The organism is Marinobacterium sp. MBR-109 (assembly GCF_040547565.1).
Lineage (GTDB): Bacteria > Pseudomonadota > Gammaproteobacteria > Pseudomonadales > Balneatricaceae > Marinobacterium.
Genome location: NZ_JBEPPZ010000013.1, coordinates 17,253 through 42,872, shown reverse-complemented (window position 1 = coordinate 42,872; position 25,620 = coordinate 17,253). Strand labels below are relative to the sequence as shown.

General features: G+C 56.9%; 24 protein-coding genes and 1 CRISPR repeat array (1 of these 25 cut by a window edge). Of the genes, 6 read left to right on the top strand and 18 right to left on the bottom strand.

What is annotated here, in order from left to right; all coding sequences use genetic code 11:
- Positions 1–676: direct repeats of the CRISPR family, unit length 29 nt; unit sequence CGGTTGATCCCCGTGCCTACGGGGAACGC (it extends 1,066 nt beyond the left edge of the window).
- Between the two features lie 95 nt (positions 677–771).
- The 9 genes from cas2e to ABIE60_RS14380 form a co-directional block, all read right to left on the bottom strand.
- Positions 772–1,065 (bottom strand): type I-E CRISPR-associated endoribonuclease Cas2e, encoded by a 294-nt coding sequence (cas2e, locus tag ABIE60_RS14420; RefSeq protein ID WP_354470218.1) that lies wholly within the window; start codon positions 1,063–1,065, stop codon positions 772–774.
- Positions 1,062–1,982: a type I-E CRISPR-associated endonuclease Cas1e gene (gene cas1e / locus ABIE60_RS14415; RefSeq protein WP_354470217.1), complete on the bottom strand. Its 921-nt coding sequence runs from the start codon at positions 1,980–1,982 to the stop codon at positions 1,062–1,064. The genes cas2e and cas1e overlap by 4 nt, the downstream gene beginning before the upstream one ends.
- 1 nt (position 1,983) lies before the next feature.
- Positions 1,984–2,859, bottom strand: a complete 876-nt coding sequence (cas6e, locus tag ABIE60_RS14410) for a type I-E CRISPR-associated protein Cas6/Cse3/CasE (RefSeq protein ID WP_354470216.1) — start codon at positions 2,857–2,859, stop codon at positions 1,984–1,986.
- The gene (gene cas5e, locus ABIE60_RS14405; protein ID WP_354470215.1) at positions 2,822–3,604 is read right to left on the bottom strand and encodes a type I-E CRISPR-associated protein Cas5/CasD; all 783 of its coding nucleotides are present in this window, start codon (positions 3,602–3,604) and stop codon (positions 2,822–2,824) included. Before cas5e ends, cas6e begins: the two co-directional genes overlap by 38 nt.
- A 10-nt stretch (positions 3,605–3,614) precedes the next feature.
- Positions 3,615–4,685: a type I-E CRISPR-associated protein Cas7/Cse4/CasC gene (cas7e, locus tag ABIE60_RS14400; protein ID WP_354470214.1), complete on the bottom strand. Its 1,071-nt coding sequence runs from the start codon at positions 4,683–4,685 to the stop codon at positions 3,615–3,617.
- Positions 4,686–4,710: 25 nt separating this feature from the next.
- Entirely contained in the window at positions 4,711–5,223 is a 513-nt protein-coding gene (gene casB / locus ABIE60_RS14395; RefSeq protein ID WP_354470213.1) for a type I-E CRISPR-associated protein Cse2/CasB, read from the bottom strand.
- The gene (gene casA / locus ABIE60_RS14390; RefSeq protein WP_354470212.1) at positions 5,216–6,817 is read right to left on the bottom strand and encodes a type I-E CRISPR-associated protein Cse1/CasA; all 1,602 of its coding nucleotides are present in this window, start codon (positions 6,815–6,817) and stop codon (positions 5,216–5,218) included. The genes casB and casA overlap by 8 nt, the downstream gene beginning before the upstream one ends.
- Positions 6,814–9,507, bottom strand: coding sequence for a CRISPR-associated helicase Cas3' (gene cas3, locus ABIE60_RS14385; RefSeq protein ID WP_354470280.1), 2,694 nt, complete (start codon positions 9,505–9,507; stop codon positions 6,814–6,816). Before cas3 ends, casA begins: the two co-directional genes overlap by 4 nt.
- A 120-nt stretch (positions 9,508–9,627) precedes the next feature.
- A complete protein-coding gene (locus ABIE60_RS14380) occupies positions 9,628–10,455 on the bottom strand; it encodes a helix-turn-helix transcriptional regulator (RefSeq protein WP_354470211.1) in 828 nt (275 codons plus the stop codon).
- Between the two features lie 131 nt (positions 10,456–10,586).
- Here ABIE60_RS14380 and ABIE60_RS14375 point away from each other — a divergent pair, with 131 nt between their 5' ends.
- The gene (locus ABIE60_RS14375) at positions 10,587–11,744 is read left to right on the top strand and encodes a DUF5610 domain-containing protein (protein ID WP_354470210.1); all 1,158 of its coding nucleotides are present in this window, start codon (positions 10,587–10,589) and stop codon (positions 11,742–11,744) included.
- A 33-nt stretch (positions 11,745–11,777) separates the two neighbouring features.
- Here ABIE60_RS14375 and ABIE60_RS14370 read toward each other — a convergent pair whose 3' ends face one another.
- The gene (locus ABIE60_RS14370; RefSeq protein WP_354470209.1) at positions 11,778–12,542 is read right to left on the bottom strand and encodes a 5-oxoprolinase subunit PxpA; all 765 of its coding nucleotides are present in this window, start codon (positions 12,540–12,542) and stop codon (positions 11,778–11,780) included.
- Positions 12,535–13,737 (bottom strand): S-methyl-5-thioribose kinase, encoded by a 1,203-nt coding sequence (gene mtnK / locus ABIE60_RS14365; protein WP_354470208.1) that lies wholly within the window; start codon positions 13,735–13,737, stop codon positions 12,535–12,537. The genes ABIE60_RS14370 and mtnK overlap by 8 nt, the downstream gene beginning before the upstream one ends.
- 138 nt (positions 13,738–13,875) lie before the next feature.
- On the opposite strand from mtnK, the gene mtnA reads away from it, so the two are divergent.
- Positions 13,876–14,901, top strand: coding sequence for an S-methyl-5-thioribose-1-phosphate isomerase (gene mtnA / locus ABIE60_RS14360; RefSeq protein WP_354470207.1), 1,026 nt, complete (start codon positions 13,876–13,878; stop codon positions 14,899–14,901).
- Here mtnA and ABIE60_RS14355 read toward each other — a convergent pair.
- From ABIE60_RS14355 to ABIE60_RS14335, 5 genes are read right to left on the bottom strand one after another with little or no spacing between them, the layout of a single operon-like run.
- On the bottom strand, positions 14,898–15,446 hold the full coding sequence (locus tag ABIE60_RS14355) for a 1,2-dihydroxy-3-keto-5-methylthiopentene dioxygenase (RefSeq protein ID WP_354470206.1): 549 nt from the start codon (positions 15,444–15,446) through the stop codon (positions 14,898–14,900). The genes mtnA and ABIE60_RS14355 overlap by 4 nt on opposite strands.
- Before the next feature lie 10 nt (positions 15,447–15,456).
- Positions 15,457–16,152, bottom strand: coding sequence for an acireductone synthase (mtnC, locus tag ABIE60_RS14350; RefSeq protein ID WP_354470205.1), 696 nt, complete (start codon positions 16,150–16,152; stop codon positions 15,457–15,459).
- Entirely contained in the window at positions 16,149–16,763 is a 615-nt protein-coding gene (locus ABIE60_RS14345) for a methylthioribulose 1-phosphate dehydratase (RefSeq protein WP_354470204.1), read from the bottom strand. Before ABIE60_RS14345 ends, mtnC begins: the two co-directional genes overlap by 4 nt.
- Positions 16,760–17,557 (bottom strand): amidohydrolase, encoded by a 798-nt coding sequence (locus tag ABIE60_RS14340; protein ID WP_354470203.1) that lies wholly within the window; start codon positions 17,555–17,557, stop codon positions 16,760–16,762. Before ABIE60_RS14340 ends, ABIE60_RS14345 begins: the two co-directional genes overlap by 4 nt.
- Positions 17,545–18,693: a pyridoxal phosphate-dependent aminotransferase gene (locus ABIE60_RS14335; protein ID WP_354470202.1), complete on the bottom strand. Its 1,149-nt coding sequence runs from the start codon at positions 18,691–18,693 to the stop codon at positions 17,545–17,547. The genes ABIE60_RS14340 and ABIE60_RS14335 overlap by 13 nt, the downstream gene beginning before the upstream one ends.
- 213 nt (positions 18,694–18,906) lie before the next feature.
- Between ABIE60_RS14335 and ABIE60_RS14330 the strand changes: the two genes are divergently transcribed.
- Genes ABIE60_RS14330 through ABIE60_RS14320 form a run of 3 tightly spaced genes read left to right on the top strand, consistent with a single transcriptional unit; the run spans position 18,907 to position 24,237 of the window.
- Positions 18,907–20,979, top strand: coding sequence for a TonB-dependent receptor plug domain-containing protein (locus tag ABIE60_RS14330; protein WP_354470201.1), 2,073 nt, complete (start codon positions 18,907–18,909; stop codon positions 20,977–20,979).
- A 55-nt stretch (positions 20,980–21,034) separates the two neighbouring features.
- Positions 21,035–21,940 carry an ABC transporter substrate binding protein gene (locus ABIE60_RS14325; RefSeq protein ID WP_354470200.1) on the top strand — a complete coding sequence of 302 codons (906 nt, stop codon included), beginning with the start codon at positions 21,035–21,037 and terminating at the stop codon, positions 21,938–21,940.
- On the top strand, positions 21,940–24,237 hold the full coding sequence (locus ABIE60_RS14320) for an ATP-binding protein (RefSeq protein WP_354470199.1): 2,298 nt from the start codon (positions 21,940–21,942) through the stop codon (positions 24,235–24,237). Before ABIE60_RS14325 ends, ABIE60_RS14320 begins: the two co-directional genes overlap by 1 nt.
- Here ABIE60_RS14320 and ABIE60_RS14315 read toward each other — a convergent pair whose 3' ends face one another.
- Complete coding sequence (locus ABIE60_RS14315) at positions 24,238–24,612, bottom strand: hypothetical protein (RefSeq protein ID WP_354470198.1); 375 nt, start codon at positions 24,610–24,612, stop codon at positions 24,238–24,240. It lies immediately after the preceding gene.
- Positions 24,613–24,618: 6 nt separating this feature from the next.
- The gene (locus ABIE60_RS14310) at positions 24,619–25,095 is read right to left on the bottom strand and encodes a DUF2489 domain-containing protein (protein ID WP_354470197.1); all 477 of its coding nucleotides are present in this window, start codon (positions 25,093–25,095) and stop codon (positions 24,619–24,621) included.
- Between the two features lie 81 nt (positions 25,096–25,176).
- Between ABIE60_RS14310 and ABIE60_RS14305 the strand changes: the two genes are divergently transcribed.
- Positions 25,177–25,617 carry a PaaI family thioesterase gene (locus tag ABIE60_RS14305; RefSeq protein ID WP_354470196.1) on the top strand — a complete coding sequence of 147 codons (441 nt, stop codon included), beginning with the start codon at positions 25,177–25,179 and terminating at the stop codon, positions 25,615–25,617.
- The last annotated feature ends 3 nt before the right edge of the window (positions 25,618–25,620 follow it).

The window sequence follows — 25,620 nt, the reverse complement described above, 5'->3', positions numbered from 1 at the left end:
CGCCGATGTTCAGGCCGCCTGCACCGAGGTCGATGCGGTTGATCCCCGTGCCTACGGGGAACGCCTCGCACCACTCGGACCCTGCGGGCCGGTGCGCGGTTGATCCCCGTGCCTACGGGGAACGCCCAAGCTCATCATCTGGCCAGTCCAACGTCTGCGGTTGATCCCCGTGCCTACGGGGAACGCGTCAGAGTGCAGGTCCAGAATGTAGGGCGCGGTCGGTTGATCCCCGTGCCTACGGGGAACGCTCGATGAGTTGGCGGATGTAGGGCATATCGAGCGGTTGATCCCCGTGCCTACGGGGAACGCCAGCGCCGCTGACTGAGACCCGCCATGAGCGACGGTTGATCCCCGTGCCTACGGGGAACGCTCGGTGCCATCTGGCAGGACGTAAAAGCCGCACGGTTGATCCCCGTGCCTACGGGGAACGCTTTTTGGGCCGGTAAATTGGCGCCATCGGGTACGGTTGATCCCCGTGCCTACGGGGAACGCGCATAGGCCAAGAACACTGACGCAATCGTAAACCGGTTGATCCCCGTGCCTACGGGGAACGCCCGGTATTCGAGGAATATCTGCAGCCTGCCCGCGGTTGATCCCCGTGCCTACGGGGAACGCAGATGGCCCGTCGAGGCGTCAAGTCGCCCAACCGGTTGATCCCCGTGCCTACGGGGAACGCACTTAATGGATATGTTTGATTTAAAAAGCTTTTTCAGACTTTAAAAATCCCACCAAGTTTTAGGACTATAAAACTGCTTGTTAAAGAACGCTAACTTATTGTTTTTCAACAGGCAGAAACGAGACTAGCCTGAGTCCATCGTGATCTACCGGCACCCGCCGGTTGGTGCCATAAGTTTGGAACTCAAAACCAGACTCAGTATTGGTTGCCCAAGCCATCACCACATTGCCTTCATCTGCCAATGCGTTGACTTGCGCCCAGATCATTTCCCGAATACGACGTGACACATCACCAACATAGACACCCGCACGCACTTCCAACAGCCAAATCGCCAAGCGGCCCCGCAGCCTGGGCGGTACGTTTTCCGTCACCACCATCAGCATGCTCATTTGTGACTCCTGTGGCCAATATCGCCTGTTGGATTAGGCTCAGGGATAGCTGGAGGCTGGCTGTCTGCCGGCGGCTCGGGCGGTTGGATTTCACCGGCCGCCAATACATCTTCGATTAGCGGTATCAGACGATCCAGGACCTTGTTGCTGCGGAAAATATCGCGGCAGGCCAGGCGCACAGCACGATCGGGTTGTTTTGGGGTAGTGGCCGCAATTTCAAAGGCCTTGGGGACCACCTCATCAAACTTGATGATATCGGCGATATCATACACAAACGACAAGGGCTTGCCTGTGTGGATAAAACCAATGGCCGGGGCGTAACCGGCGGCCAGCACCGCCGCCTCAGTGATACCGTAGAGACAGGATGTGGCCGCACTGATGCATTGGTTAACCTTATCTCCTTTATTCCAGTCGTTGGGATCATAACGACGCCCATTCCACTTGACACCGTGACGCTGGGCCAGCAATTTGTAGGTCTCACGCACCCGGCTGCCTTCAATACCACGGAGTTGCTCAACTGAGCGACGGCTCGGCGCCGGCTCCCCAAAACGCAGTTCGAACATCTTACGGACCACTTTGAGACGCAACTCCTCATCGAGGGCGAGTTTAGCCTGATAGAGCAAACGATCCGAACGCGCACCGCCAGGTTGCCCTGAAGCATAAAGCCGCACACCAGCCTCGCCCACCCACACAAGCAAGGTGCCAACCTGTGCAGCCAATTTGATGGCGGCATGAGAAACGCGGGTGCCCGGCTCCAGCATGATGCAAGCAACAGAGCCGACTGGCACATGGGTACGCACACCGTTCTTGTCGATCAGAACGAAAGCGCCATCCAACACATCGACCTGCCCGTATTGCAGGAAGATCATCGATACCCTGTTTTTGATCGGGATGGGGTTCAGCGGAGTAAACGACATTTCAGCCTCCAAATGCAGGCTTGATCATCATCAATCCACAGCCGAACCCTTTTGCTGGTCCAATCCCGTTGTGGATAAGTGCTCGCAGCCTGTCCGGTTCTTGAACAATCAGCTCACCGGCCAGATCAACGGTGCAAAACCGCGCACTATGTCCCTTTTCCGGCAGGGCGTGGGCCTGGTAGCCACTCCACTGGAAGAAGGGACGTTCATATTCACGATCCCGCTCTTCATCAAAAACCTTTCGTGTCGCTAACGTGAATATCCCCTGCCGGGACTTGTTATCCGAGAGCCAAGACGCAAGCCGCAAACCAGTGCGTTCCTGCAATACCTGCTCCAGCACCTCCGCTGGCTTACCAGCCAACACTTCAGGGAAATTGGTCGAATATTCCTGCAAAAGATCGTGTAATGGAGCGGCAACTTCAGACGCCAGCAACTGTCGACGCAGCGCCTTTTTGGTGCCATTGTTTGGCAGCCCCAAACGAGCTGCCAGCTGGCGATAGAGGCTCAATTGCTCATCCATCACCAAATCATGCCGTTTGCCGCTGCGTGTCACCACCGGGTTGACCCTCAGGCGGAACGCCAAATGCTGACCAGCTTGCAACTGTGGCTCAAAAGGCCTGCTGTCAACCGCAAAAAGAGGAGCCTCTTTAACCGGTGGCGTTGCTGACAGCAGATACCAGACCGCCCCCCCCTTGATACGGTTATGATCACTTAATTGGGACTGCGCCAGCTCTTCACGGTAGAGAAAGCGGGCCTGGCTATCGGGAAACAGATCCCACAACAATTGATGTACGCCGTAGGTATTGCGCTGCAGCATTCGCCCCAATTGGCTCTGGCGATCAATTTCTGGCCTGATGCGAACTCTGGATAGATACATCCTGATTTACCTCCCTGTACCGATAGATTTCGTTGCGACCAAACTGCCAACGGTGTCGCGAAAGCAAGCGATCATGCCGAGTCAATTGCATCAGCTGGCGGGCATCCAACTGCTGTGGATCAGCAAAACTCTCTACTTCGCCTTCCCAGTAATAGTCTGTGTACCCCGCCGAGTGCAGCACACGATTATCAGACAGAGCCGATTGCGCTGGTTGATACTGTGCAAACGCCACAGCAAAACCATCGGCACTGACGATCTCGGGCTGCAAGGGTGCTGCCAGTGGACAGGATTTGCGCCCGAGATAGAGGATAAATTTGGGCTTCAGCAGCGCCGCCTGTAACTCGGCCAGGCTAAAGGGCGCACTCTCCAAACACTGGATTGCAACCACTGCTTGAGCATCTGTGCGATAGTCGCGACTGGAAAGTACCGTTCCCAAACGATCACGTCCGGTGACCAGCTCATCCCGCCGGGTGCGATAACGCGCTTTACCCACGGAGTCCGGAGCCTGCACCGTGTGGTAATCACGCAGCAGGTCACCCTCGCTCAATACGGCACTGGCCATACGGTAACCCTGATTCAAAGCAAGGTGCTGCGCCTCTTGCTCACGATCAATGCCCAGCGCTGCCGCCACCAACCCCATGACAGCCGCCTTGGTAGGGGCCGCCTGCACATGCCGCGACTCCCCCACCGCAATATCACCCCAGGCCGTCATCGGGCCATAGAGGCGAAACAGTAGATAGTCCATACTGCCTCCTTTATTCGGCAGCAAATGCCAGCAAAGCATTCATCTCGCCTTTCTGCTCGGCAACGGAGAGTTCATAACGGGCAGCGGCACAGTCGCCATAGACCTTGTCAAAGTTGTCGCACTGAGCCCGAATCGCACTGACAGCCTGAGTCAGATAATCGTCATCGTTGCGACCACGGGTTTCGATCGGCTTGAGGAAAGAAACCGACAGCGAGCGTGGCTGCTGATCACCTGACTCCGCCAGCACGTAACTGGCATATCCCTGATGGGCAAAGCTGTTCTGTTTACCGGACGGTGGCACTTTGATGGCGGCCTCTATCAATGCTGCAATTGCCTTGTCAGCTAGTGCCTTGTCACCATTGAGGTTATCGATCAGCTGCTCACGATTGATGCAGATATAGGAATAGAACAGGCCTGACGCGAACCCGGTTTCGCCAATGTGCGCCGAGCCGGTATCTTCACTGCGATCATTGAGATCATCCACGGCCGTAAAATAATCATCCTCAATCACCACCGGATGCACGCTGATGGCATGAGCAACCTGGCAAGCCGCCTCAACATTGAAGGACGGTTTGGAAGCCAACATACGACCGAACAGCGCAATATCGGCAGCACTAGTGTTGTGCCTTAACAGGTCCAACTCTTCATTTTCCGGGGCTCGGTTTTCGCGAATCAGAACCTGCGCTAGCTGTTCTACCGCCTTACGCTCATCCTGGCTGACATGCACCAACTGCTCGATCTCCAGTTCATTTAACGGGTCGTTTTTATCGGCCTTCTTACACTTGCCGAACACCCCGGCAATCTCGCCTGCCCACTTGAGTGCATCTTTTTCTTTTACACCACCGACAACAAGCTGCTGATAAACCTCAACACCCAGTCGCTTGGTACGCGTACCGACATGGTCCCCCAACGCGGTTTGAAACAGCTCCGAGGTACGCCAATGGCGTTTGAGGCTCTGAGATGAAACGCGCAGACGGTCCACACCGCCCATGCGAGCGGTCTTTGGGCGCCCTTGATCATCTCTGTTCAGGTTCGCGGGTGGGTAAGCGGTCAGCAGGTGCAGTTGTAGAAAACGGTTCATTTCATGTACTCCTTCACATTTAAATTCAGGCCTTGAGGTGGCTGTAGTATTCACGGGCCCAGATCACACCCAGGCGATTGCGGGGGTTGGCATCGGGGCCAAAGTGATATTCCTGATGCCAATGCAGGATGCCCTGCGTCAACGAAATAACATTGACCTTACCGTCCAACATTCGAATGGCTCTTAAAGTGCGGCGAAAAAATTCCTCCGGCGAGCGGCTTTTCAATAGCTGACGAAAACGAAGTTCGCTCATGGCAGGCTTATCACCACTGGCCAAAGCTTCTGCAAAACCTGATTTGTCATCGCTGCGTACATGACTCAGCAGGGTAGCTACGCTGGCAGATGCGTAGAGTTTGTCTGCCTGCGCCCAGGACTCCGGTAGCCGATGCAGAAAATGAAAGAAGGCATCAGTCAACAGCGCATCATCGGGCTTGGCCGCGCGGCGTAATCGAGCACGCTCACCGCGGTGGTCATCCAAAGAATGCCACCAAGCCATCAAACTGGCTGGATCGGCACCGTGCAATCGTTTATCAAGCATGAGTTACCTCCTCCATGGCGGGCTGAGCAAACTCCTTCAGCTCCTTAATCGGTTTCAGGGTATAGATGCGCTTATGCAGTTGTTCCCGTGCTTTCATCACCCGCTTCAAGTCCAGCGCTTCGACCGAAGTGTGCAGGGTAAAATGATCGAACAGCTGCCGCGTGGTATTCATCAAAGTGTTGTACCAGCGCAGGTAAAGCGCTGCATCGACACGTCCCTGTTCAGCCTCGGCAGCAAAATTTGACAGCAGGCGATAAAATTCGGGTTCAGTGCGCTGCCAGAAGGCCTGGTCAATCATTGAAGTGTCTCCCTTATGATCCTCGGGACGGCGGAACCAGGCACTTTTGACCTGCTTGCGCAGCTCCGGCAGCAATGCGCGAGCACAACTGACCAATATCTGGGCCAGCCCCTTGATTAGGTCGGCTTGTCCGGGCGGTACTGAAAACAATGGCAGGCGGTGCTCATACCAGCCCCTGGCTTTCATGTTGTCGAGGTCAAAACCGAAGCACCATAGCTGCGGTAGCATACCGTTCTGAAGGTCAACGGCTCGGGTACTGATGTGGTTACTCACCACCTGCGCGGCCCGATCACCATTATCGTCGTCCCTGAACGCCAAACCCAGCCAGTGGCGATAGCTCAGACCACCTTTTTGCCCCTTCAGTGACAGCGGCGGCTTTTCCTTTTTTGGGTCTTCGCGGTAGGGCGTCAGTGGATGTGTCCAAGGGCCTTCGTAGTTAACCCCATAGTTGCGGGTACTGAATCCGGTAACCAAACTCTCGGACGCATCTCCGCACAAATCACAGTGACAAGGCTGGGCCTCAAGCTGTAGCCGGATACGCCGTGGCATACCCCAATAAGCCTGCAACTCATTCACATCGTCGGGAAGCGTGGCCGTACCGTTTTTGTCGGAAAGCCGGGCAGGCGCCAGCCAAGGGAACACAGAAGCATCGCAAGCCGGTTCGTCATACCATTCACCCGGCAAAGCCTCCTTCTCCAGCACATTGAGCCAGAGCTTGTGCCACAAGGTATGGGCACCATCCGCGGGCATCACCAGCGTGGTCAGTGGACCGCCACCGCGCAGACCAACCCGATGCCCTACCCCACCACTTGGGGCGTTGGTTTGCAGCGTAAACAGGGCTTGGGCCGCACAGGCAGGGCAGATGCGGTTAAAGCGTCCACCTTTAACAAAAAAATCAAGATTATCCTTGAGCGTCTTGCCACCCGGCGCCTCGATCAACAGGCTTTCGACAGGCTTGTCCTCTCCATCAACCAGCTCAAGATCCTGCAGGAATGCTGGACTGCCTGGTTCCGAGAACAACTCAAACGCTGGGGCACACTGTTCCATCAGGGCTTTCAGTTCTTCAGGTTCTGGCGGTTCATAATACCAGTCGAACCAGCCATCCAGATCCTCTGGTACACAGCAAGTTTGCAGCAAGCCGATCAGGAACTGGTACAGTCCGCCCTGAAAATCAGGTCGGGACGCATCCAACTCCATCACCGGATTATCCCGTTCAGATACCTGCCAGGGTGCAATTCGACAGTGGCTACCGTCTTCCCTGATAACAGGAATCCAAGGCATGTGTATTAGATTCACGCGCTTTCTCCTTGTGTGCCTATCCATCCCTTAGAGGGACAGTAACAAGACTTCAGTTCATCTACCAACGGAAACAGCCTGTGCCACTTCAGCGCTGGCTGTGTTTCCCTGAATGTTTCCAGCTGTTTAGCAATATCACCCGGAATCTGTTGCTCTGCCTGATGCCAGAGCTTTTCTCTCAGGCTCAGGGTGCTCAAATCCCAACTGTGCTTTGCGACCTGAGCGTAGGGTTTCCAGCCACCCTTCCCGTCAGGCACAACCAGTACAACCGAACAGGTTTCGTCACTCAGGCGTGTCGGCACGTTCACATCTTCAGTCCAGCCCTGCTGGTTGCTTTGGGCACTGTAGCCCTTGGTAAGATCCAGCTGATTGAAACCAGCCATACTGCTGCTGGCACGCTGCTCTCCCTCGGCGCGCAATGACGCCTGAAACAAGGGTTCAGGCGTATCCAGCTCGGTGTCCGGGTTGTAGACTGACTCAATCAGGTAGCGTGCATCATCGGGCATGCGGAAGCCGCCGTTTTGCAGCACGATTACAGCAGAACGCCACAGCATGCCGGGGTCACGATAGACCGCTTCGGTGCCGCGTTGAGGTGCCAGCCAACTCTCGTCCACTTCGGCAAAGGGGTCGGGAGTGTGCAGATACAGGGTGGGCAGGCCACGGTCACCGCGCTGGTGTCGATGCAAACGCCCGGCTCTCTGAATGATCAAATCCACCGGTGCCAAATCCGTAATCATCAGGTCAAAATCCAGGTCCAACGATTGCTCAACAACTTGAGTACTGACCAGTAATCGACTGTGCCGGTCTTCCGGTGTGGAATCTTTGCCAAACCATCTTAAAACCTCTTCTTCAACGCGCTGCCGATCAATCATGGCAAAACGACTGTGGAACAGGTGGACGCGCTCAATATCAAACGCTGGTAAAGAAGTTGCGTGAGCATAGGCCCCGCTGGCCGCATCCACCGTATTACGAATCCAGCACACTGCCTGGCCTGCCGCTACCGCCTGCTCAATCACCTGCCATACGGCCTCTTCATCACCCAGCTGCACAACCCTGACCTGACGTGCCACTGTAGAGCGAGTCGCGACCGGGTATTCATGCACAGCTTTCGGTGCCGGGAACTGCGTCACCAATGGGTAGCTCTGCTCAACCAGTGCTGGAGAAGCATGCCCCAAACCTCTGGCGTAATGCTCAACCAGCAGTTTTTTCATTGCCTGTGGCAGAGTCGCGGATAGCAGGATGGCGCTGCCACCCTGTTGAGCATGCATCTCCAGCAGTGCCTGCAGCAGTTTTTGCATATAGGGGTCATAGGCATGCACTTCGTCGATCACAATGATTTTGCGATGCAAGCCCAGCATCCGCAGCGATTGGTGCCGAGCGGGAAGAACGGCGAGCAACGCCTGATCAATGGTACCTACCCCCACATCAGCAAACAGAGCTTTCTTACGGCTGTCCGCCACCCACGCATTGCAATACACCGAGGCTGAGAGTTCATCCCTGGCATAGGTACGGTCAGGGGCTTGTGTCGACAGTTCGGTCTTGTCAGTAAATGCGGCTGCAACCGACTGACTGAAGGTATCAGACAGGTGCCGGGCACCATGCGACAGCACCAGGGACGGCTGGGCATCATCCGCGAATAAGCGTCGGTAACACTCACCCAAGCGGCCATACATGGCATTGGCCGTCGCCATGGTCGGCAGGCCAACATACACACCTTGTGCAAGCCCCTGAGACAGCAGACGGTGCACTAACAACATGGCGGCTTCCGTTTTGCCCGCCCCGGTAACATCTTCCAGAATAAACAGCTGAGGGCCATCGACCAACGGTTGCTCGATCGCAAACCTCTGTAAAGGGGTCGGCATTTGCAGGAAGGAAAACAGCTCCTTGGCGTTTTGGAAGGGACGCGTTGGCAGGGCTTTCAGTGGCAGTGCCTTAATCGAATTTGCCGCCTGCGGCAGCGCGTACTCATGCCAATACTTATCTATCGGCATGGGACGATCAACGTAGGGAAAGTGATTCTGGTTGGAGCCGGTCCAGTCTGCCAAAACCGCTAACCCAGCCAACTGCCAAGAAACTGATTTCAGCGGTTTGCTCAATTCCTTACGCTGCAATAGCTCACGGTCGTCAAGCGTCAGTAGAAGATCTGCCGCCTGCTGCATGAACTCTATTGCTGCCTGCATATCTTCGGGCAGGCAATAGTTCAGAAGCATGCCCGGTTGCTCCTTGGGTGGCTGGCCGTGATGCCCGGTCACTACTTTGAACAATGGGTCTAGATGGCCTAAACGCAGACGTTTTTGCTCACCACAGAGCAGCTCGACAAACGCTTGCCGAAATTCAGGTGACTGCCACAGCCAATAACCCAGAGAATCGTGGCGAACTTGTGCGTAGGATAACCCTTTCACGGGTGCTACCAACGCATCGCTCAAGTCAGGCGCCAGGTTTTGAAAGGCACGAAAAAATTTGCCCAGATCGTGCAGGACAAGAAAGAAAATCAGAATACGGCGCAGCTGTTCAGGTTTAACGGTTAAGGCTTCAGCCAGCTCGCGGCACCAAGGATAATCATCCGACAACAACTCGTACCCACAGGCCGCCACGTCCAGACTATGCCATACCAGCAAATGATATCCGGCCCCTATGGACTCTTTGCCCCGAGCTTTACCCCAATAACGGAAGTACGACTCTCCACACACATCCTCGCCAACTTGACTCACGGTCGCCACTCCCTTTTTTCATAGCACTGCTCTGTTGTAACTGCCCGTCACTTGACCCTCAATACTGTACAAATCCACCTGTCGCCTCACTGTACAGGTTCAGAACAGCCACTGACGGACTTCATCCAGGTTCACCAGAATCAGCTGTTGGGCCTCCGGTGTGCCATCCAACATCTTGTAATTCACCTGCATCTCTTGCAGTAGGTAGTTGGCCAGTGCCGCGCGGGTACTCAGTTGCAGTTGCTCGTTCTGCATACCGTAGTCCTGTTCAATGACGTTGCGCTTGGCAGGGGACAGACGCGGATCAGGGGCCAATATGAGTTCGATTTCAGTCTGCCACGCCAGATCCTGGCCTGCCCCCTGAGGCGACAGGTCAAGCAGTTCAGCTTCGGCTCGAAAACGGCTGAGCACAAAATCGCGATAGCCCTGTGACTTTTCGCACCAGGCACGCAGATGCCAGCGCAGCCCGGTGTTAACGAAGGTGTGCGGCACGATCACACGCCCTTCATGGTCGGGATTGGACAGGGAGACATAGTCCACTTCAATGCGGCGCTGCTCACGAATGGCCTGTATCAGCTTGCGCATCAGAGGCGCGGCGACCTTGCGAGGCGGATGACGCAGGCACTGATAGGGCAGCACACTGCCGGCAGTGGTCGGGGCGCGTTGTCCGCTGACCCAGTCAAGGTATTCGGCCACATCGCCGCTGATCAGGCCACAGACGAAATAATCCGTGGGCTGGAAGGTTTTCAGGGATGAGCTGTAGTTCAGGTTGGTGCTGAAACGTTCACGATAGGCGCTCAAATCTTTGGTAGCCTGCTGGCGGCCAATACCACACAGCGCAGCAAGTCCGGTTGCATTGATGCCACCCTCCCAGTAGCTGATGAGTTCAATCAACCAAGCCCTGCGATCTGTATCCGTTTTCAGCATCTGCTTTTCCCTGTGATTTGAGCCACAAAGTCATTCTGACCAGAACAGGCACTTTTGCAACCTCAAGATCCCCCCACCCCTGCCGATAAACGTCTATTATCTGAACAGAGTACCGAGCCCCCGAGGTTGTTATGAAAATCCAGTCCCCCCCGACCCAGATCTACTCTTCTCGTCCACAGATGGACTCGGTTGCCGAGCGCAGCAGTGGCAAGTCGCAGGATGCGACGCAGGTGTTGCTTGGCAAGCTGGCCGAGAAGATTCCCGGGATGACCACGGAAAAGCTGTCCGGGCTGGACGCGAAAAACTTCACGCCGGACAAGGTTGCTGACCGGATCAGTGACTTTGTAGCCTCGGGTCTTGATGCCGCCAAAAGTCGCGGCGCCTCTGACGAACGCCTGCAGCAGATGTACGATGCCGCTGTAAAAGGCGTTGAGAAGGGCTTCAAGGAAGCGCGTGAGATTCTCGATAATCTCAATGTGCTGCAGGGTGACATCAAGACTCAGGTGGATGAAACCGAACAGAAAACCTTTGATGCACTGGCAAACATTGCGCCGGGCAGCCGCGAGGCAACCGCTCAGGCAGTGCTGGGTGCAGCCGAACGCTACCGCAACTCGGAAGACATGTCGGTGAAGGTGCGAACCCAGGATGGTGATGAAGTCACCATCAGCTTCAGCCGCAACCAAAGTTACGATGCCACTTATGGCGCCGGAGCTGACAATCAGGGCAACTCTGTTGCGTGGATGGATGTGAGCCGCAGCGAAAGCACCCAGTACCAGTTCAGCGTTCAGGGCGAGCTGGATGAGGGCGAGATCGATGCACTGCAGCAGATGGTGCGTGATATTTCAGGCGTTGCCGATGAGTTTTTCAATGGTGATGTACAGAAGGCGTTTGATCAGAGCGCCGGTATCCGCTTTGACGCGTCCGAGTTGAGTTCGATGGAGCTCAACATGAGCTACAGCCGTTCACTCTCGCAGGCCGCCAGTTATGAGCAGGTTGGCAGCCTGGAGCAACCGGCAGACAAGCCGGGGCTGCGTCTGGGTCAGCTGATGAAGGATCTGGCCGAAAGCGCGGGCGCGCCTTCGCTGGGGTTCCTGCAGTCGCCGGCACAGGCAGGGCGTGACCTTATGACCGGACTGGTCGAGCAGGACAGTCGCTTCTCGGATGCGATGAAAGAGCTGCAGGACAGCTACCGCAATAACCTGAAGCAGTTGCTCGATGCGGTATTGCCGCTGAATACCGAAGCGACTGCTGATGCCCCCACCGAGGCTGAACCAGACGCTCAGGCCTGATCAACCAGGCACACCTCTGCGGGGGTGTGCCGGTCACGGGTTTGCGTAATGCTGATCCAGTGCCTGCCTGATCCGTTTTACGGCTTTGACCGACTCGGCGTTATCGCCATGCACGCACAGCGTATCGGCTGAGAGCGAAACATCAGTTCCATCCAGCGTGGTGACAACACCCTCCTTTGCCAGTCGCAGGGACTGCTCCACTATGCGGTCCACATCGTGGTAGACCGATCCCTCCACCGAGCGCGGCACCAGATAGCCACGGGCATCGTAGGCTCGGTCGGCAAAGGCCTCAAACAATAGCGCCACACCAAACTCGGCGGCAATCGTTGCCACCGGGCTGTTGTCCGCCGTGGCCATCAGCATCAGTGGCAGGCTGACATCGTACCGGGCAACACCCTCCAGCACAGCACGCAGAATGTCATGGTCCCGCATCATGTCGTTGTACAGCGCCCCATGGGGTTTGACGTGGTTGAGCGTCAGTCCGTGCGCACGGGCTATACCGGCCAGCGCACCGGCCTGGTACTGGATCAGCGCAACGATTTCCTGCGGGTGGCACTGCATGCTGCGCCGGCCAAAGCCGACCAGATCCGGATAGCTGGGGTGAGCGCCAATGGCGGTACCGGCATGTTTGGCCAGCATGACGGTGCGTGTCATGGTGACCGGGTCAGAGGCATGAAAACCACAGGCCACGTTGGCCAGCTCCACCAGCGGCATCACCTGATCATCCAGCCCCATGTGCCAGGGGCCGAAGCTTTCGCCCATATCGCAGTTGAGCAGCAGGCGTTTGGTCTCAGTCATTCAGTTGCCTTGTCAGATCAAGCAGCTCGGTCATGCTGTGGATATCATTGCGCTGCAAAATCAGTTCGCGTCCCAGCTGCAGTGCCATGGCTTCACACCTGCCGCGCAACGCAGCATCGTCAATCGTTTCCAGATCCGCCACATGGGCAAGACCGATGGTCCGGCGGATCAGCTCGGTGCCGGCAAATCCCAGCGTATCTCGCCAGATCTGCAGCAAACGACGCGCCTGCCAGTGCGCATTCTGCAGGCTTTCATCCTGAGTCTGTTCAGCCATCAGACGGCTGAACTCACGGCTAAACTCATGCCACAGCCTGTCGACCTGAGCCAGCAGCCAGTCACGCCAGTGCTGGCGTTCCTGCACGTCACCGGCCTGCTCATGCTGACCACACCAGTTCAGCAACAGGTTGCCGATGACACTGCCTACATCAAAGCCGATGGGGCCAAAATAGGCAAACTCCGGGTCGATCACCTTGGTGCTGGCTTCTGTCACAAAGATGGAGCCTGAGTGCAGGTCGCCGTGCAGCAGGGCTTCAGCCCGGTTGAGGAAGGCATACTTGAGATCGGCCACCTCGACCTTCAGCCGATCATCCTGCCACAGGGCCTCGGCCGCCGGGCGCAGCGGCGGATTGATGGCGTTGCGCTCGTGATCGCAGTAGGGGTCGAGGAAGAACAGGTCTTCGGTGATCTTGCACAGATCCGGATTGATGAACCGCTTCACCAGCGTTTTTTTCTGGTGCGCATCCAGATGCATGTCGCTGGTGTGGAACAGGGTTCGCGCCATGAACAGGCCCAGGTGCTGTGCCAGCAACGGCAGTTTGCGCCGTGCAATCAGGGCGTGACGCAGGTTCTGGTGATCACCCACATCCTGCATGATAATCGCTGCCAGATCATGCTCGTAATGATATACCTCGGGCACCCATTCTCCGGCGTGTTCGGCTTCCAGCACCAGCGATTCCGCCTCGATTCGAATACGGTCAAGCGACAGTGGCCAGTCTTCACCAATGATGCGGACATAGGGCAGTGCTTGCTTGACGATCACACTGGCACCACCGGGTTCGGCCACGCGGTAGACGAAGTTGATATTGCCATCGCCGATCTCGGTCACGATCAGGCTGGCATCGTCATGGAAAAGACGTGTATGACGACGAACAAAGGCGATAACAGCCGCATCATCCGAGAACTTGTGTTTAGTCATGGGCATTCCCGTACCATAATATTGATGACTCAATTCTGACAAAAAACGACGTCTCTGTAAGCGCCTCAGCAAGACTCTTTTCTCAGCGGTTTATAACGCTTAAGCTCTGCCCCTCTATTCACCAGCCGGATCACTTCAATGAAAGACCTGATCTCCACCGCCCTGCGCTACCGCAACCACCGCCTTGAACTGCTGGATCAGCACCAGCTGCCTGACCGCGAGCTCTGGCTGCACTGTGATTCGGTAGAGGCGATGGTGGCGATGATCCGCAAGCTGCAGATTCGCGGCGCGCCATTGATCGGGATTGGGGCGGCACTGCTGCTGGCACACCTGGCGGAGCAGGGTTTAAGTGAAGATCAGCTGCGCGAAGCTGCGGCCACTCTGCGTGAAGCTCGCCCCACTGCCGTCAACCTGATGAACTGTCTGGACCGCATGCTGGCGGTGATGGATCAGGGAGCCGATGCGCTGGTGGCCTGTGCCGAGGATCTGTTCGAGGAAGATGTGGCCCTGTGCCAGCGCATGTCTGAACACGGCGCAGCCCTGCTGCCGGAAGGCGCTCAGGTGCTGACGCACTGCAACACCGGCAGCCTTGCCACCGCCGGTGCCGGCACCGCTATCGGGGTGATTGCCGAAGCCTTTCGCCGTGGCAGGTTGAGTCATGTCTGGGTGGATGAAACCCGCCCGCTGTTGCAGGGTGGCCGTCTGACCGCCTGGGAGATGTGCCGGTTGGGCATTCCGCACCAGATTCAATGCGACAGCATGGCCGCAATCCTGATGCGCGATGGTCAGGTGGATGCGGTGCTGGTGGGCTCGGATCGCATCGCCGCCAATGGCGATTTTGCCAACAAGGTGGGCACCTACAATCTGGCGGTCAACGCGCACTACCACAACATACCCTTTTATGTGGTAGCCCCCTGGACCACCGTTGACCCGCACTGCGCCAACGGCGATGCGATCCCGATCGAGCAGCGCAGTGCCGAAGAGATAAAAGGTGTAAGCGGCAGCTTTGGTGAAGTACGCTGGAGCCCGCTGGAATCGGAGGTATTCAACCCCGCATTCGATGTCACCCCCGCCGATCTGGTGACCGGCTGGGTGCTGGATACGGGAGTGTATGATCGTGCTTCAATTGTGCAGGCGATCGCAGCCACCAAGGCTAAAGCCTAAGCGGTCTTTTCAAAGCGTGGGTGGCGGTCGGCTATATCACTGCCGGTCAAATTGGCCACCCAGCCTTCCGGGTTATTGAACAGGCGCAGGGCGGTGAAACGCGGCGCCGGTCCCATATCGAACCAGTGGGTCGTATTGGCCGGTACCGAGATCAGATCGTTCCTGCAGCAATGCACTTGATACACCTTGTCTTCCACGTGCAGATAGAACATGCCTTCGCCGTCGACGAAGAAGCGCACTTCGTCTTCGGAGTGAGTGTGTTCGCTGAGGAATTTATGCCGTAGGGCTTCGCGGTCGGGATGATCCGGCTGCAGGCTGATCACATCCACGGTGACGTAGCCTTCCTCGTTTTTCAGCCGTTCGATCTCCTTGCGGTAGGCCTCAAGTATCTCTTCGTTGGCCATGCCCGGCACAATCTCCCGGTCCGCTTCCCAGCGCTCGAAACGCACGCCGATGCCACTGAGGATCTGCCGAATCTCGTTGAAGTCGGTGCTGCTGCCGAGCAGTTCGGCGCTCTGGTCGGCATGGATATGGATGGCGCTCATCGGCGATTCCTTAATCAAGTGTAATCTGGTCAAAGTTTTCCACAGCGCTGTGGCGTGCGGCCCCGTCCGGTCGCTCGCCGCGCACCAGCAGGCAGGTCTGCATACCCGCAGCCCTGGCCGCGTCCAGCTCTTCCACCACGTCCGACAGGAACAGAATCTGACTCGCAGGCAGGCCAATACTGGCACTGATGCGTTCATACGCGATCGCTTCGCGCTTGGCGCCGGTGGTGGTATCAAAGTAGCCGCTGAAAAGCGGTGTCAGGTCGCCGAAGTCACTGTAACCGTACAGCAGTTTCTGCGCCTTCACCGAGCCTGACGAAAAAATGTGCAGTTGCTTGCCACTGTCGTGCCAGCGTTTAAGCCCTTTACAGGCATCGGGATAGAGGTGGCCGGTAAAGTCGCCATTCTCGTAGCCCTGTACCCAGATCAAACCCTGCAGTGCCTTGAGTGCGGTTTCCTTTTTGTCCTGATCGATCCAGTCGATCAGGCCTTTGGCAATGGCATCGAGATCATCGGCGGCAACACCCAGTGCTGCCGCCGCGTCTGCCACGGCGGGCTCACTTGGGTGGCTGTGGATAAAGTCCGCCATCCGTTCACGAGCATAGGGGAACAGGGTCTTGTGGACAAAATCGATATCGGTGGTGGTGCCTTCAATATCGGTCAGGATGGCGTCGATGCCATTGAACGTGGCTGTAGATGTATTCAAGCGTGCGCTCCCAGTCGTCGCATTTCCAGTTCACAGGCAAACAGAAATTCCAGCCCTTCCAGATGCCGGCGGGCCTCATTCATGTCATGCCCCCAGGTGTAGAGACCATGGCCACGCACCAGAAAGCCCCATTCGAGCGGCTCGGGTTGCCAACGCTGGCTCAACTCGGCCGCCAGCGCCTGCATGTCTTGCGCATTATCGAGAATGGCGATGCGGATGCTGGCATCATGGGTATGATTGCCACTGAGCGACTTCTGCATCTCATAACCGCTGATCGTGAGCCAATGGCTCGATTCCAGCCGGGACAGCACCGTTGAGGCAACCGAGTGCGTATGCAGTACCGCACCAATCTTACTGTACAGCTGATACAGGCTCGTGTGCAGCAGAGTCTCGGCAGAAGGCTTGAGTACACTGGCCTGTGGCTGACCATCCAGATCCACCTGCAACAGCTGCTCCGGTGTCAGATGCCCCTTATGACAGCCCGATGCCGTAATCAGGGCAGACTCAGGCCCAAGACGGACGGAAAAGTTGCCGCCGGTGGCGGGGCACCAGCCCTGAGCATCGATCCATTGCCCGGCGTCGATAATCTGTTGTGCGGCGGTATCGATCATGCAAAGTCCTCCTCGTTATCGGAGAAAATGCCGAACGCATCCGCATCCTGCCAGGCGGGGAAGTTATCGCGAAACTGCCGCAGGTCTTCGGCATTCAAGGTTCCGGTTTTGACAAATGCCTCACCGGCAGGGGCATCCAGCAGGGCCTGTCCTTTGGGGTCAACCAGCAGGCTGTCGCCACTGTACTCCAGCCCCTTGCCATCCTCACCGATGCGGTTTACGCCCGCCACGTAGCACTGGTTCTCGATCGCCCGTGCCAGCAGCAGCGTGCGCCAAGCATGGCGGCGCGGCGCGGGCCAGTTGGCCACAAACAGCATCAAGTCGTAATCATTGCGGTTGCGACACCAGACCGGGAAGCGGAGGTCGTAACAGACCTGCGGCAGGATGCGCCAGCCCTTGTACTCGATCACCGTGCGAGTATCGCCAGCGACATAATACTGGTGCTCATTCGCCATGCGAAACAGATGGCGCTTGTCGTAATGCTCAACGGCTCCGTCTGGTGTTACAAACAGCAGTCGGTTGCGGTAGCCCTGATCCTCAATCACTACGCTGCCGCACACGGCGGCGCCCAGTGTTGCCGCCTGATCCCGCAGCCATGCCAGGGTCGGGCCGGACATGGGTTCGGCAACAGCCTCAGGCTCCATGGTAAAACCGGTGGTGAACATCTCGGGCAGTACGATCAGGTCGGTCTGCCCGGCCAGCGGCGCCATCAACTCAGCCAGCCGGTTGCGATTCGATTCGGGCTGCTGCCAGTCCAGCGGAGTTTGGATCAGTGAAATTCTCAGATTCTGCATAGTCGCTCCGCAGCCTCATCAAGGGTGGTTTCGCTTTTGGCAAAGCAGAAGCGCACCAGGCGCATCTCAGGGGGCTGTTGATAGAATACCGACAGCGGAATGGCGGCCACACCCGCCTGTTCGATCAGCCAGATAACAAACTCGGTATCGGGCAGATCACTGATGGCACTGTAGTCCATTACCTGAAAATAGGTGCCCGCTGCCGGTGTGAAGCTGAAGCGACTTTCGGCCATGCGGGCGTTGAAGCGATCACGTTTGGCCTGATAAAACGCTGGCAGTGCCTGATCGTGTTGCGGGTCATCGTTCAGGTAATCCGCCAGCGCCAGCTGCATCGGTGTGCTGGTACTGAAGGTCAGATACTGGTGGATCTTGCGCAGCTCGGCACTCAAGGGGGCCGGGGCCACGCAGTAGCCGATTTTCCAGCCGGTGGTGTGGTAGGTCTTGCCGAAAGAGGAGACCACGAAGCTGCGCTCGGCCAGCGCCGGGTAGCGATTGATGCTCTGATGCACCTCACCGTCAAACACGATGTGCTCATAGACTTCATCCGCCAGCAACAGGATATCGGTGCCGGCCACCAGGTCGCTCAGCGCCTGCATATCGGCGGCGGCCAGCGTCTGCCCGGTCGGATTGTGCGGCGTGTTGAGGATGATCATCCGGGTATTGGGGCTGATCGCCTGTTGCACCTGCTCCCAGTCAATCTCGAAAGCGGGCGGCAGCAGCGGAATATGCACCGCCTTGCCACCATTGAGCGCAATTGCGGGGTCGTAGCTGTCATAGGCGGGGTCAAACACCAGCACCTCATCCCCAGGACGCACCACGGCCGAGATGGCGGCAAACAGGGCTTCCGTTGCCCCGGAGGTCACCGTTACCTCGCTTTCGGCATCCACTCTGCGGTCGTAACAGCGCTCCACCTTGGCGGCGATCGCACTGCGAAGGCTTGGCACACCGCTCATGGGGGCGTACTGGTTGGCCCCTTGACGAATGTAGTGATCAACCCGTGAAAGCAGGGCCTCCGGGCCGTTAAAGTCGGGAAAACCCTGCGACAGGTTAATCGCCTGGTGCGCTTGCGCAAGGGCTGACATGCGGGTAAAGATGGTCGTGCCGACCTGTGGCAGCTTGGTATCGGGGTAATGCATGACGGGCTCGGTTTGTGATAGAGGTCAAATAGTACCGGAGAGGGCCGGACCCGCTCAACAAATGCGCTGGTCTATCAGCGCCCGACAGGTAGAATAGCGCATGCTGGACTGGATTCTGGAGCACAACGGCTTCATTCTTGAAGCAGCCATACTGGCTTTGGTCGTGTTGTATGTAGGACTGAAAATCAAATAACTACTCTGTCCGGAGTTGCAATGACAAATCGCAAACCCCTGTATTGGCTGGCGCCGCTGCTGGCCCTTGGGCTGACAAGCCCCGCTCTGCAGGCTGACGAGAGCCTGTACCTGAGCGAACAGGATTTCCTCACCGACATTCCCGAAATCACCTCTGCCACACGACTGACCCAGAAACTCACCGAAGCCCCCGCCTCCATCAGCATTCTCGACCGCCAGATCATTGCCGCCTCTGGCGCCCGGAATATTCCCGATCTGCTGCGGCTGGTCCCCGGCTTTCAGAGCTATCATATCAGTGCCAACAAGTTTGCCACCACTTACCATGGCGCCAGCGACAACTTTCCACGCCGGCTTGAAGTGATGGTCGATGGTCGCAGCGTGTACCTGCCGCTGCTGGCCACCGTGGACTGGACCTCACTCGGCATTAATTTGCAGGACATTGAGCGGATCGAAGTGGTGCGTGGCTCCAACGTGCCAACACAGGGCTCCAACGCATTTATGGGCTCGATCAACATCATCACACGCTCACCGGCTCTGCTCAGCGGCGGCTACATCAGCGCCACCGGTGGCAGCATGGACACGCGCGATCTGCAGTTTGGCCATGCCGATCAGTTGAGCAACTGGAACTATCGCCTGTCGGGCGGTCATGAGGAAAATGACGGCACCGATCTGTATGGCGATGCCATCAAACGAAACTATCTCAGCTTCAGTGGCAGCTACACGCCGACCCTGACCGACACCTTCTGGATTCAGGCGGGCGTGGACCGTGGGCATACCTATGTGGGGCAATCGGACAAACTGGATGATCCGTTCCATAAGCGTGAACATGATTCCAGCTATCAGTCCATCCGGTACCAGAACCTGTATTCAGATACAGGCACCCTGCAGTTAAGGGCTCACCATAACTACCTGGACCTGGAAACACCTGCCATGAGCTTTGAGCGAGTTGCCGAATATACTGGGATGTCAAATCCGGCCATCGTAAATGAGTTTATAGCCCTGAACGCTCCACGCGAGGACTCCGAACATGGTACGACCCATAGCTACGACACTGAGTTACAGATAACGGATCGAATTGGCTCTCTGGAACTTGTTGGTGGCCTGGGTTACCGCTACGAAACAGCAGAAAGTGATGTATTGCTGCAAAGCGGCAAGGTGACCGAGGAACGCTGGCGTCTGTTCAGCAACCTGGATTGGGATTTTGCATCTCGCTGGAGCCTCAGTACCGGTTTCATGTACGAAGACAGTTCAGAAAACAGCGATGCTCTGTCCTATCGTCATGCGCTGATTCACCGACCCGATGACCAGAGCAGTTTTCGACTGGGCTACTCCATCAGTGAGCGTCTGCCCTCATTGTTGGAACGCCATGGGAATAACACCATTTATGCGCCGGCAGCACTAACTGGCACAGTACAGGCCTATGACAAAGACAAGCAGGCCAACCCTGATCTTGGGCCTGAACGGATAAAAACCTATGAAATTGGTTATTACAGGGCCTTAGGTAATCAACAGGGCCATCTTGATCTACGCTTGTTCCATGAGCGCCTGACCAACGTTATCGGCTCCTACTACCTTCCAGCCGATGAACTTGCACCTCCTCCTCACCCAATGACCGAGGGACGCGTATCCACCAGCATGAACAATTTCAGCTGGGAAAATCAGGGCATCGAAATTCAGCTCCAGAAACAGCTGGGTAGCCAGTTCTCCGCACTGCTGAACTACACCTATACCAACACGCTAACTGATACTTGGGAGACCAACAAGAACCTTGCCGGTGAAACCATTTCGTTCCGTGACTCGGTCACCCCCGAGCACACCGCATCAGTTATGCTTAACTGGACTCCCACTTCTGATTTAAACTTGAGTTTGATGCACTACTATATGGATAGCGTGCACTGGTTTGAGGGTGGCGTACGCGACAGCTATCAGCGCACCGATCTGCGTGCGGCATACGACTGGCAGCTGAGTGGCGGTACCGAGCTGGAAGCAGCACTCACAATTCAGAATGCTTTTGGTCCAACGTACGAAGAGTTTTACCAGTACAACCTGTTTGACCGCCGAGCCTGGCTGCAGCTGACACTCAGGTATCATTAATCAGGAAGCAGAGATAATTGCAGGGATGTCACGTTTACGCAGGACCACGCCCCGATTGAAACACTGGCTGCTGTGCAGCCTTGTGCTCTTGCTTGCGCCTTTTAAGGCGCTGGCCGGGGAATCGCTGGTTGTGCTCAGTGACTTCAGCCCCAGCTACAATCAAGTCTTGTCGGCCATCAGGGAACATGCCGTACACCCAACCCGCGTATTGACCCTGGATCAGCTCAAGACCGGTGACAGCCGCGCACCTGTTATTCTCGCAGTGGGCACTCGAGCCTGCGAACGCATGCTGGAACGCTACCACCCCGAGTCGAAACTGATCTGCGCTTTCCTGCCATCGGCCACTTTTGATCAGCTCAAGCGCAAACTGCTGCCGACGGGCTCTTATGCAGCGGTCAGTGCCATTTACATTGATCAACCCCTTGCACGCCAGATTCGGCTGGCGCGTCTGGTCAGCCCGGAGGCGGCTACGCTGGGCACCGCATTGGGCAGTAACAGTCTCAATATGCGTGATGGACTGGAGCAAGGCGCTCAAGCCGAGGCCTTCGAGTTGTCTCTGGTTGAGCTGACCCGACAAGACAACCCGGTTCAATTGCTGGCGCCGGTGGTGGAAGGCAGCGATCTGTTTCTGGTCATCCCTGACAGCTCGGTGTTCAACCGTGCCATTTCCAAGTGGCTGCTCTACCTCTCATTACGCCACAAAGTACCGGTGATCGGTTTTTCAGCCAGCTATACCGAAGCCGGTGCTGCGGCATCCGTTCACTCGTCTGCATCGCAGATTGGACGCCAGAGTGCCGAGTGGCTCAATCTTCTGCAGGATGGTGGCAACCTGCCCAACGCAAGCTTCCCGCGTTACTTCGATGTCAGCGTTAATCCGGTTGCAGTACGCACACTCGGCATCGAGCCACTTTCTGCCGAGTTGCTGCAGGAAAGACTGGCCCGTATCGAGGCCGGTGGCTAATGCCGGGTACGCGTAGCCGGTTGAGCATTCGCAACCGCGTTCTTCTGCTGTCGATCATTCCAATGCTGGTTCTGGCGACCATTCTCGGCAGTTATTTCATCTACAGCCGCCTTGCGGACAACACCGACAAGCTGATTGAGCGGGGCCAGATCATGGTCGATCTGCTTGCATCAGCAGCAGAATTCGGTGTCATCAGCGGCAATCAGTATCAGCTTCGCGTTCTGAGCCAGAAAACCCGGCGCAGTCACACTGAGGTGCTGGACATCCTGTTCTATGATGACAACTTCGATCTTTTGCATCGCAGCGACCATTTCACTGTCGGGCTCAGCCCTGAAAGCCCTGCCCTGCAATCGACGTCGAATCAGTGGATCTTTCTATCGCCCATAGTCAGCAGTGCTCTGTTGACGGACAACAATCCTGAACTGAACATCCACGCCAGCGAGCCCGAACAGATTGGCTGGGTAGCGGTTGTACTATCAACCCACAGCAATATCGCTGCACGTCAGGAGATGCTGCGCAACAGCCTGCTGCTGATCAGTCTGGGGTTGATGCTGACCGTCATTCTTGCCAGCCGTTTTGGCCGCCGCATCACCCAGCCTATCCGAGGCCTGAGCCAGGTCGTCGAGCGTCTGGAAGCGGGCCATCTGGATACCCGTGCGGCCACGACTCACACCGCTGGCGAGCTGGGCCTGCTGGCACGGGGCATTAACCGTATGGCCGCCAGAATTCAGGCATCCAGCCAGGAACAGGAGCAGCAGATCAACCGAGCCACCCGGCAGCTCACCTCAACCCTGCGCCACCTGGAGCGACAGAATGAGGAACTCACCGTTGCCCGCCGTGAAGCGGATGAGGCCAACCGTTCCAAGGACGAATTTCTGGCCCGCATGAGTCATGAGTTGCGCACCCCGCTCACGTCTGTACTGGGCTTTTCACGCTTGCTGGAGCAAACCGGCCAGTCTGCCGAACAGCGTCACTACTGCAGCATCATCAACCAGACGTCCAGCCTGCTATTGACCATTATTGACGATATTCTCGACTTCTCTCGCCTGCAGTCCGATGCCATCCAGCTGGAGCAGATCCCGTTCGATCCAACCCGGTGCTTTAGCAATCTGCTGCAGATGCAGGCACCGATGGCACAGGAAAAGGGACTGCAGCTCAGCTCTGATCTGGACCCGGAACTGCCACCGGCACTGTTGGGCGACCCCACCCGAATCGGGCAGATACTGACCAACCTGTTGAGCAACGCAATCAAGTTCACTGACCATGGAGAGGTCTGCTTCAGAGTCAGGGCACAGCGGCAGGCCTCAACCTGTCGTCTCGAGTTGAGCGTACAGGACACGGGTATCGGCATCTCAGAACAGCAGCAACAGCACCTGTTCAAGGCTTTCATTCAGGCGGATAACACGATCAGTCGTCGTTTTGGTGGCTCGGGGCTCGGACTGGTCATCGCCCACCGCCTGACCCAGCTCATGGGCGGCGAGATCAGACTCAGCAGTGAAGCGGGCCGTGGCACCTGCGTACACTTGAGCCTGAGCCTGCCTCTGGCAGATGTGGATACTGTCGTCTCGTCACTTCACCCCGCCGAGACATGGCCCCATACAGCATCCAGTTATCAATTGCCCTGCAGGTTGAGGGTGCTGCTGGCGGAAGACAATGAGTTCAATCGACTGCTGCTGCACAAGGTACTCAGTCGAGCTGGCGCCGAGGTGGTTGAAGCCCGCACGGGCGTAGAGGCGTTACAGATTTTCCAGCAGCAGCCGATCGACATGGTTTTGATGGATGTGCACATGCCGCAGATGGACGGCATTCGGGCCAGCCGAGAGATCCGTCGGCACACGGCATCATTGCCGATCATCGCTCTGACCGCCAACGTCATGACCCATGAGCATGAGGCGCTGCTGCAGGCCGGAGTGAATGAAATTCTGCTCAAGCCTGTGGATCTGAGTACCCTGTTCAGGCTGATGTCGCTTCATTGCCCGGTGGGTGAGGGCACCGCTGCCGGCGGGCATGTGTGCGCTGCGGTACCTGCACTGCTGGATCAGGTCGATACCGGTGAGTTGCATACGGAACTTCAGCAGCAGGCACAGTCCGTTTGTGCAGCGGTGAGGTCGGGTCGGTTTGAGCAAATACGTACCCACACCCATCAGTTACTGGGACTTGCCGGCCTGTATCAGCTGCCGGAGCTGGAAACGGTGGTGGCCGAATTGCATCAGGCAGCGGTTGCCGAAAGCCTGGAAAGCTGCTGGCGCAGCAGTTATCGTCTGACACGGCTGATTGAACACCGCCAATATGTGTGATCAAAAACGCCGATAATAAGGCTCCGACGCGATCAGCTGCTCCAGATCGGCCATGATCAAGGCCAGTCGGGCACGGGCCTCACGATCATACAGGTAGGGTTCAAGCCCCTCTCTTGCTGGCGAGTGATCTGCATCGCCTTCATGCACCGCCACACAGCGGCGCCTGATCTCTTCCAGTTCGGGGTCATGCAGCGCGGCAATGCCAATGAACAGTTCCCACTCTTCACGACGGGCCGTGCCATCCTGCAACCGCTGCATGAGGTGAAATACCGCGCGTCGATCAGGTCGCCAGGTGGGCGCACGCCCATACGTCAGGGAGATCACCAGCCCCACGACCAGCAGAAGCGAAATCAGAAACGTGAGCAGAAATTCCATTTCCGATCAGCTCAGATACTGGCCGCTGCTCAGTGCCTTGGCCGCCCCCTGTATTGCCTCCAGATGCCCGCTTTCAAGCTGCTCCATCTCACGCTGATACTCCAGTTTGAGCTTTTTCGGCAGGGCCTTCCATTCGTCCTTGATCGGAATGTGACTGGTTTTGTCATGCACTTCCGTGATCACCTGCAAAGACGCTTCCTGCAGCAGCTGGGGACGAAAGTTCTCCAGCAATACCTTAAGACGGATGCAGCCCTCGGTTGCCGTCATTTTCTCGTCATGCAAAATCGCATGTGCAACCAGTCGGATACTTTCACTCAGGTACTCCTGCCGTGCATCAAACTGCTTCAGCCACTCAGCCTCCTGAGCCGCTTGCCGGGTTTTGCGTGCTTTTTCCTGCTGCAGTTGCCGGAAAATGACCGTTGCCAGTACGGTGATCACAACCAGTCCGGCTGCAATCAGACCGTAGATCAGTGTATTGTTCATGCTAAACCTCAAGGACAGATGAGTGCCGTTTGCAGCCTATTATGCCAAATACGGCCTCTTCTGACTCATTACGGAGTTGTCATGTCGAGCGATCAACATTACGAGCGTTTGATCAGAATGTATCAACAGGCCCCCATCAATCGCCTGTATCCGTCACAGCTTACCCTGGACAAGGGGCACGCCCGCATTGAGTTGGCGCCTGACCCGGGGCTGTGCCATGCGGCAGGAACTCTTCACGGTTCAGTATTGTTCAAGTTACTGGATGATGCCGCCTATTTTGCTGCAGCAAGCCGCGTACAGGACCAGTTTCTGGTAACGGCCAGTTTTCATACGCTGTTCATGCGACCGGCGAAAGTGGGGGCTCTGCATGCTGTCGGTCGTCTGATCAGTGCCGGGCGCCAGCAGCTGATAGCCGAGGCCAGCGTGTATGACGAACGCAGCCGGGAACTGGCTCGGGGACAGGGCTGCTTCAACCGCAGTGGTATTGTGCTCGATGATGTGGCTGAGCGGGAGAGGTCATAACGA

What these genes read in the sequence shown, in the direction of transcription:
- cas2e (WP_354470218.1), bottom strand. Translation starts at nt 1,065, where the DNA reads ATGAGCATGCTGATGGTGGTGACGGAAAACGTACCGCCCAGGCTGCGG.
- cas1e (WP_354470217.1), bottom strand. Translation starts at nt 1,982, where the DNA reads ATGTCGTTTACTCCGCTGAACCCCATCCCGATCAAAAACAGGGTATCG.
- cas6e (WP_354470216.1), bottom strand. Translation starts at nt 2,859, where the DNA reads ATGTATCTATCCAGAGTTCGCATCAGGCCAGAAATTGATCGCCAGAGC.
- cas5e (WP_354470215.1), bottom strand. Translation starts at nt 3,604, where the DNA reads ATGGACTATCTACTGTTTCGCCTCTATGGCCCGATGACGGCCTGGGGT.
- cas7e (WP_354470214.1), bottom strand. Translation starts at nt 4,685, where the DNA reads ATGAACCGTTTTCTACAACTGCACCTGCTGACCGCTTACCCACCCGCG.
- casB (WP_354470213.1), bottom strand. Translation starts at nt 5,223, where the DNA reads ATGCTTGATAAACGATTGCACGGTGCCGATCCAGCCAGTTTGATGGCT.
- ABIE60_RS14380 (WP_354470211.1), bottom strand. Translation starts at nt 10,455, where the DNA reads ATGCTGAAAACGGATACAGATCGCAGGGCTTGGTTGATTGAACTCATC.
- ABIE60_RS14375 (WP_354470210.1), top strand. Translation starts at nt 10,587, where the DNA reads ATGAAAATCCAGTCCCCCCCGACCCAGATCTACTCTTCTCGTCCACAG.
- ABIE60_RS14370 (WP_354470209.1), bottom strand. Translation starts at nt 12,542, where the DNA reads ATGACTGAGACCAAACGCCTGCTGCTCAACTGCGATATGGGCGAAAGC.
- mtnK (WP_354470208.1), bottom strand. Translation starts at nt 13,737, where the DNA reads ATGACTAAACACAAGTTCTCGGATGATGCGGCTGTTATCGCCTTTGTT.
- mtnA (WP_354470207.1), top strand. Translation starts at nt 13,876, where the DNA reads ATGAAAGACCTGATCTCCACCGCCCTGCGCTACCGCAACCACCGCCTT.
- ABIE60_RS14355 (WP_354470206.1), bottom strand. Translation starts at nt 15,446, where the DNA reads ATGAGCGCCATCCATATCCATGCCGACCAGAGCGCCGAACTGCTCGGC.
- ABIE60_RS14345 (WP_354470204.1), bottom strand. Translation starts at nt 16,763, where the DNA reads ATGATCGATACCGCCGCACAACAGATTATCGACGCCGGGCAATGGATC.
- ABIE60_RS14340 (WP_354470203.1), bottom strand. Translation starts at nt 17,557, where the DNA reads ATGCAGAATCTGAGAATTTCACTGATCCAAACTCCGCTGGACTGGCAG.
- ABIE60_RS14335 (WP_354470202.1), bottom strand. Translation starts at nt 18,693, where the DNA reads ATGCATTACCCCGATACCAAGCTGCCACAGGTCGGCACGACCATCTTT.
- ABIE60_RS14330 (WP_354470201.1), top strand. Translation starts at nt 18,907, where the DNA reads ATGACAAATCGCAAACCCCTGTATTGGCTGGCGCCGCTGCTGGCCCTT.
- ABIE60_RS14320 (WP_354470199.1), top strand. Translation starts at nt 21,940, where the DNA reads ATGCCGGGTACGCGTAGCCGGTTGAGCATTCGCAACCGCGTTCTTCTG.
- ABIE60_RS14315 (WP_354470198.1), bottom strand. Translation starts at nt 24,612, where the DNA reads ATGGAATTTCTGCTCACGTTTCTGATTTCGCTTCTGCTGGTCGTGGGG.
- ABIE60_RS14310 (WP_354470197.1), bottom strand. Translation starts at nt 25,095, where the DNA reads ATGAACAATACACTGATCTACGGTCTGATTGCAGCCGGACTGGTTGTG.
- ABIE60_RS14305 (WP_354470196.1), top strand. Translation starts at nt 25,177, where the DNA reads ATGTCGAGCGATCAACATTACGAGCGTTTGATCAGAATGTATCAACAG.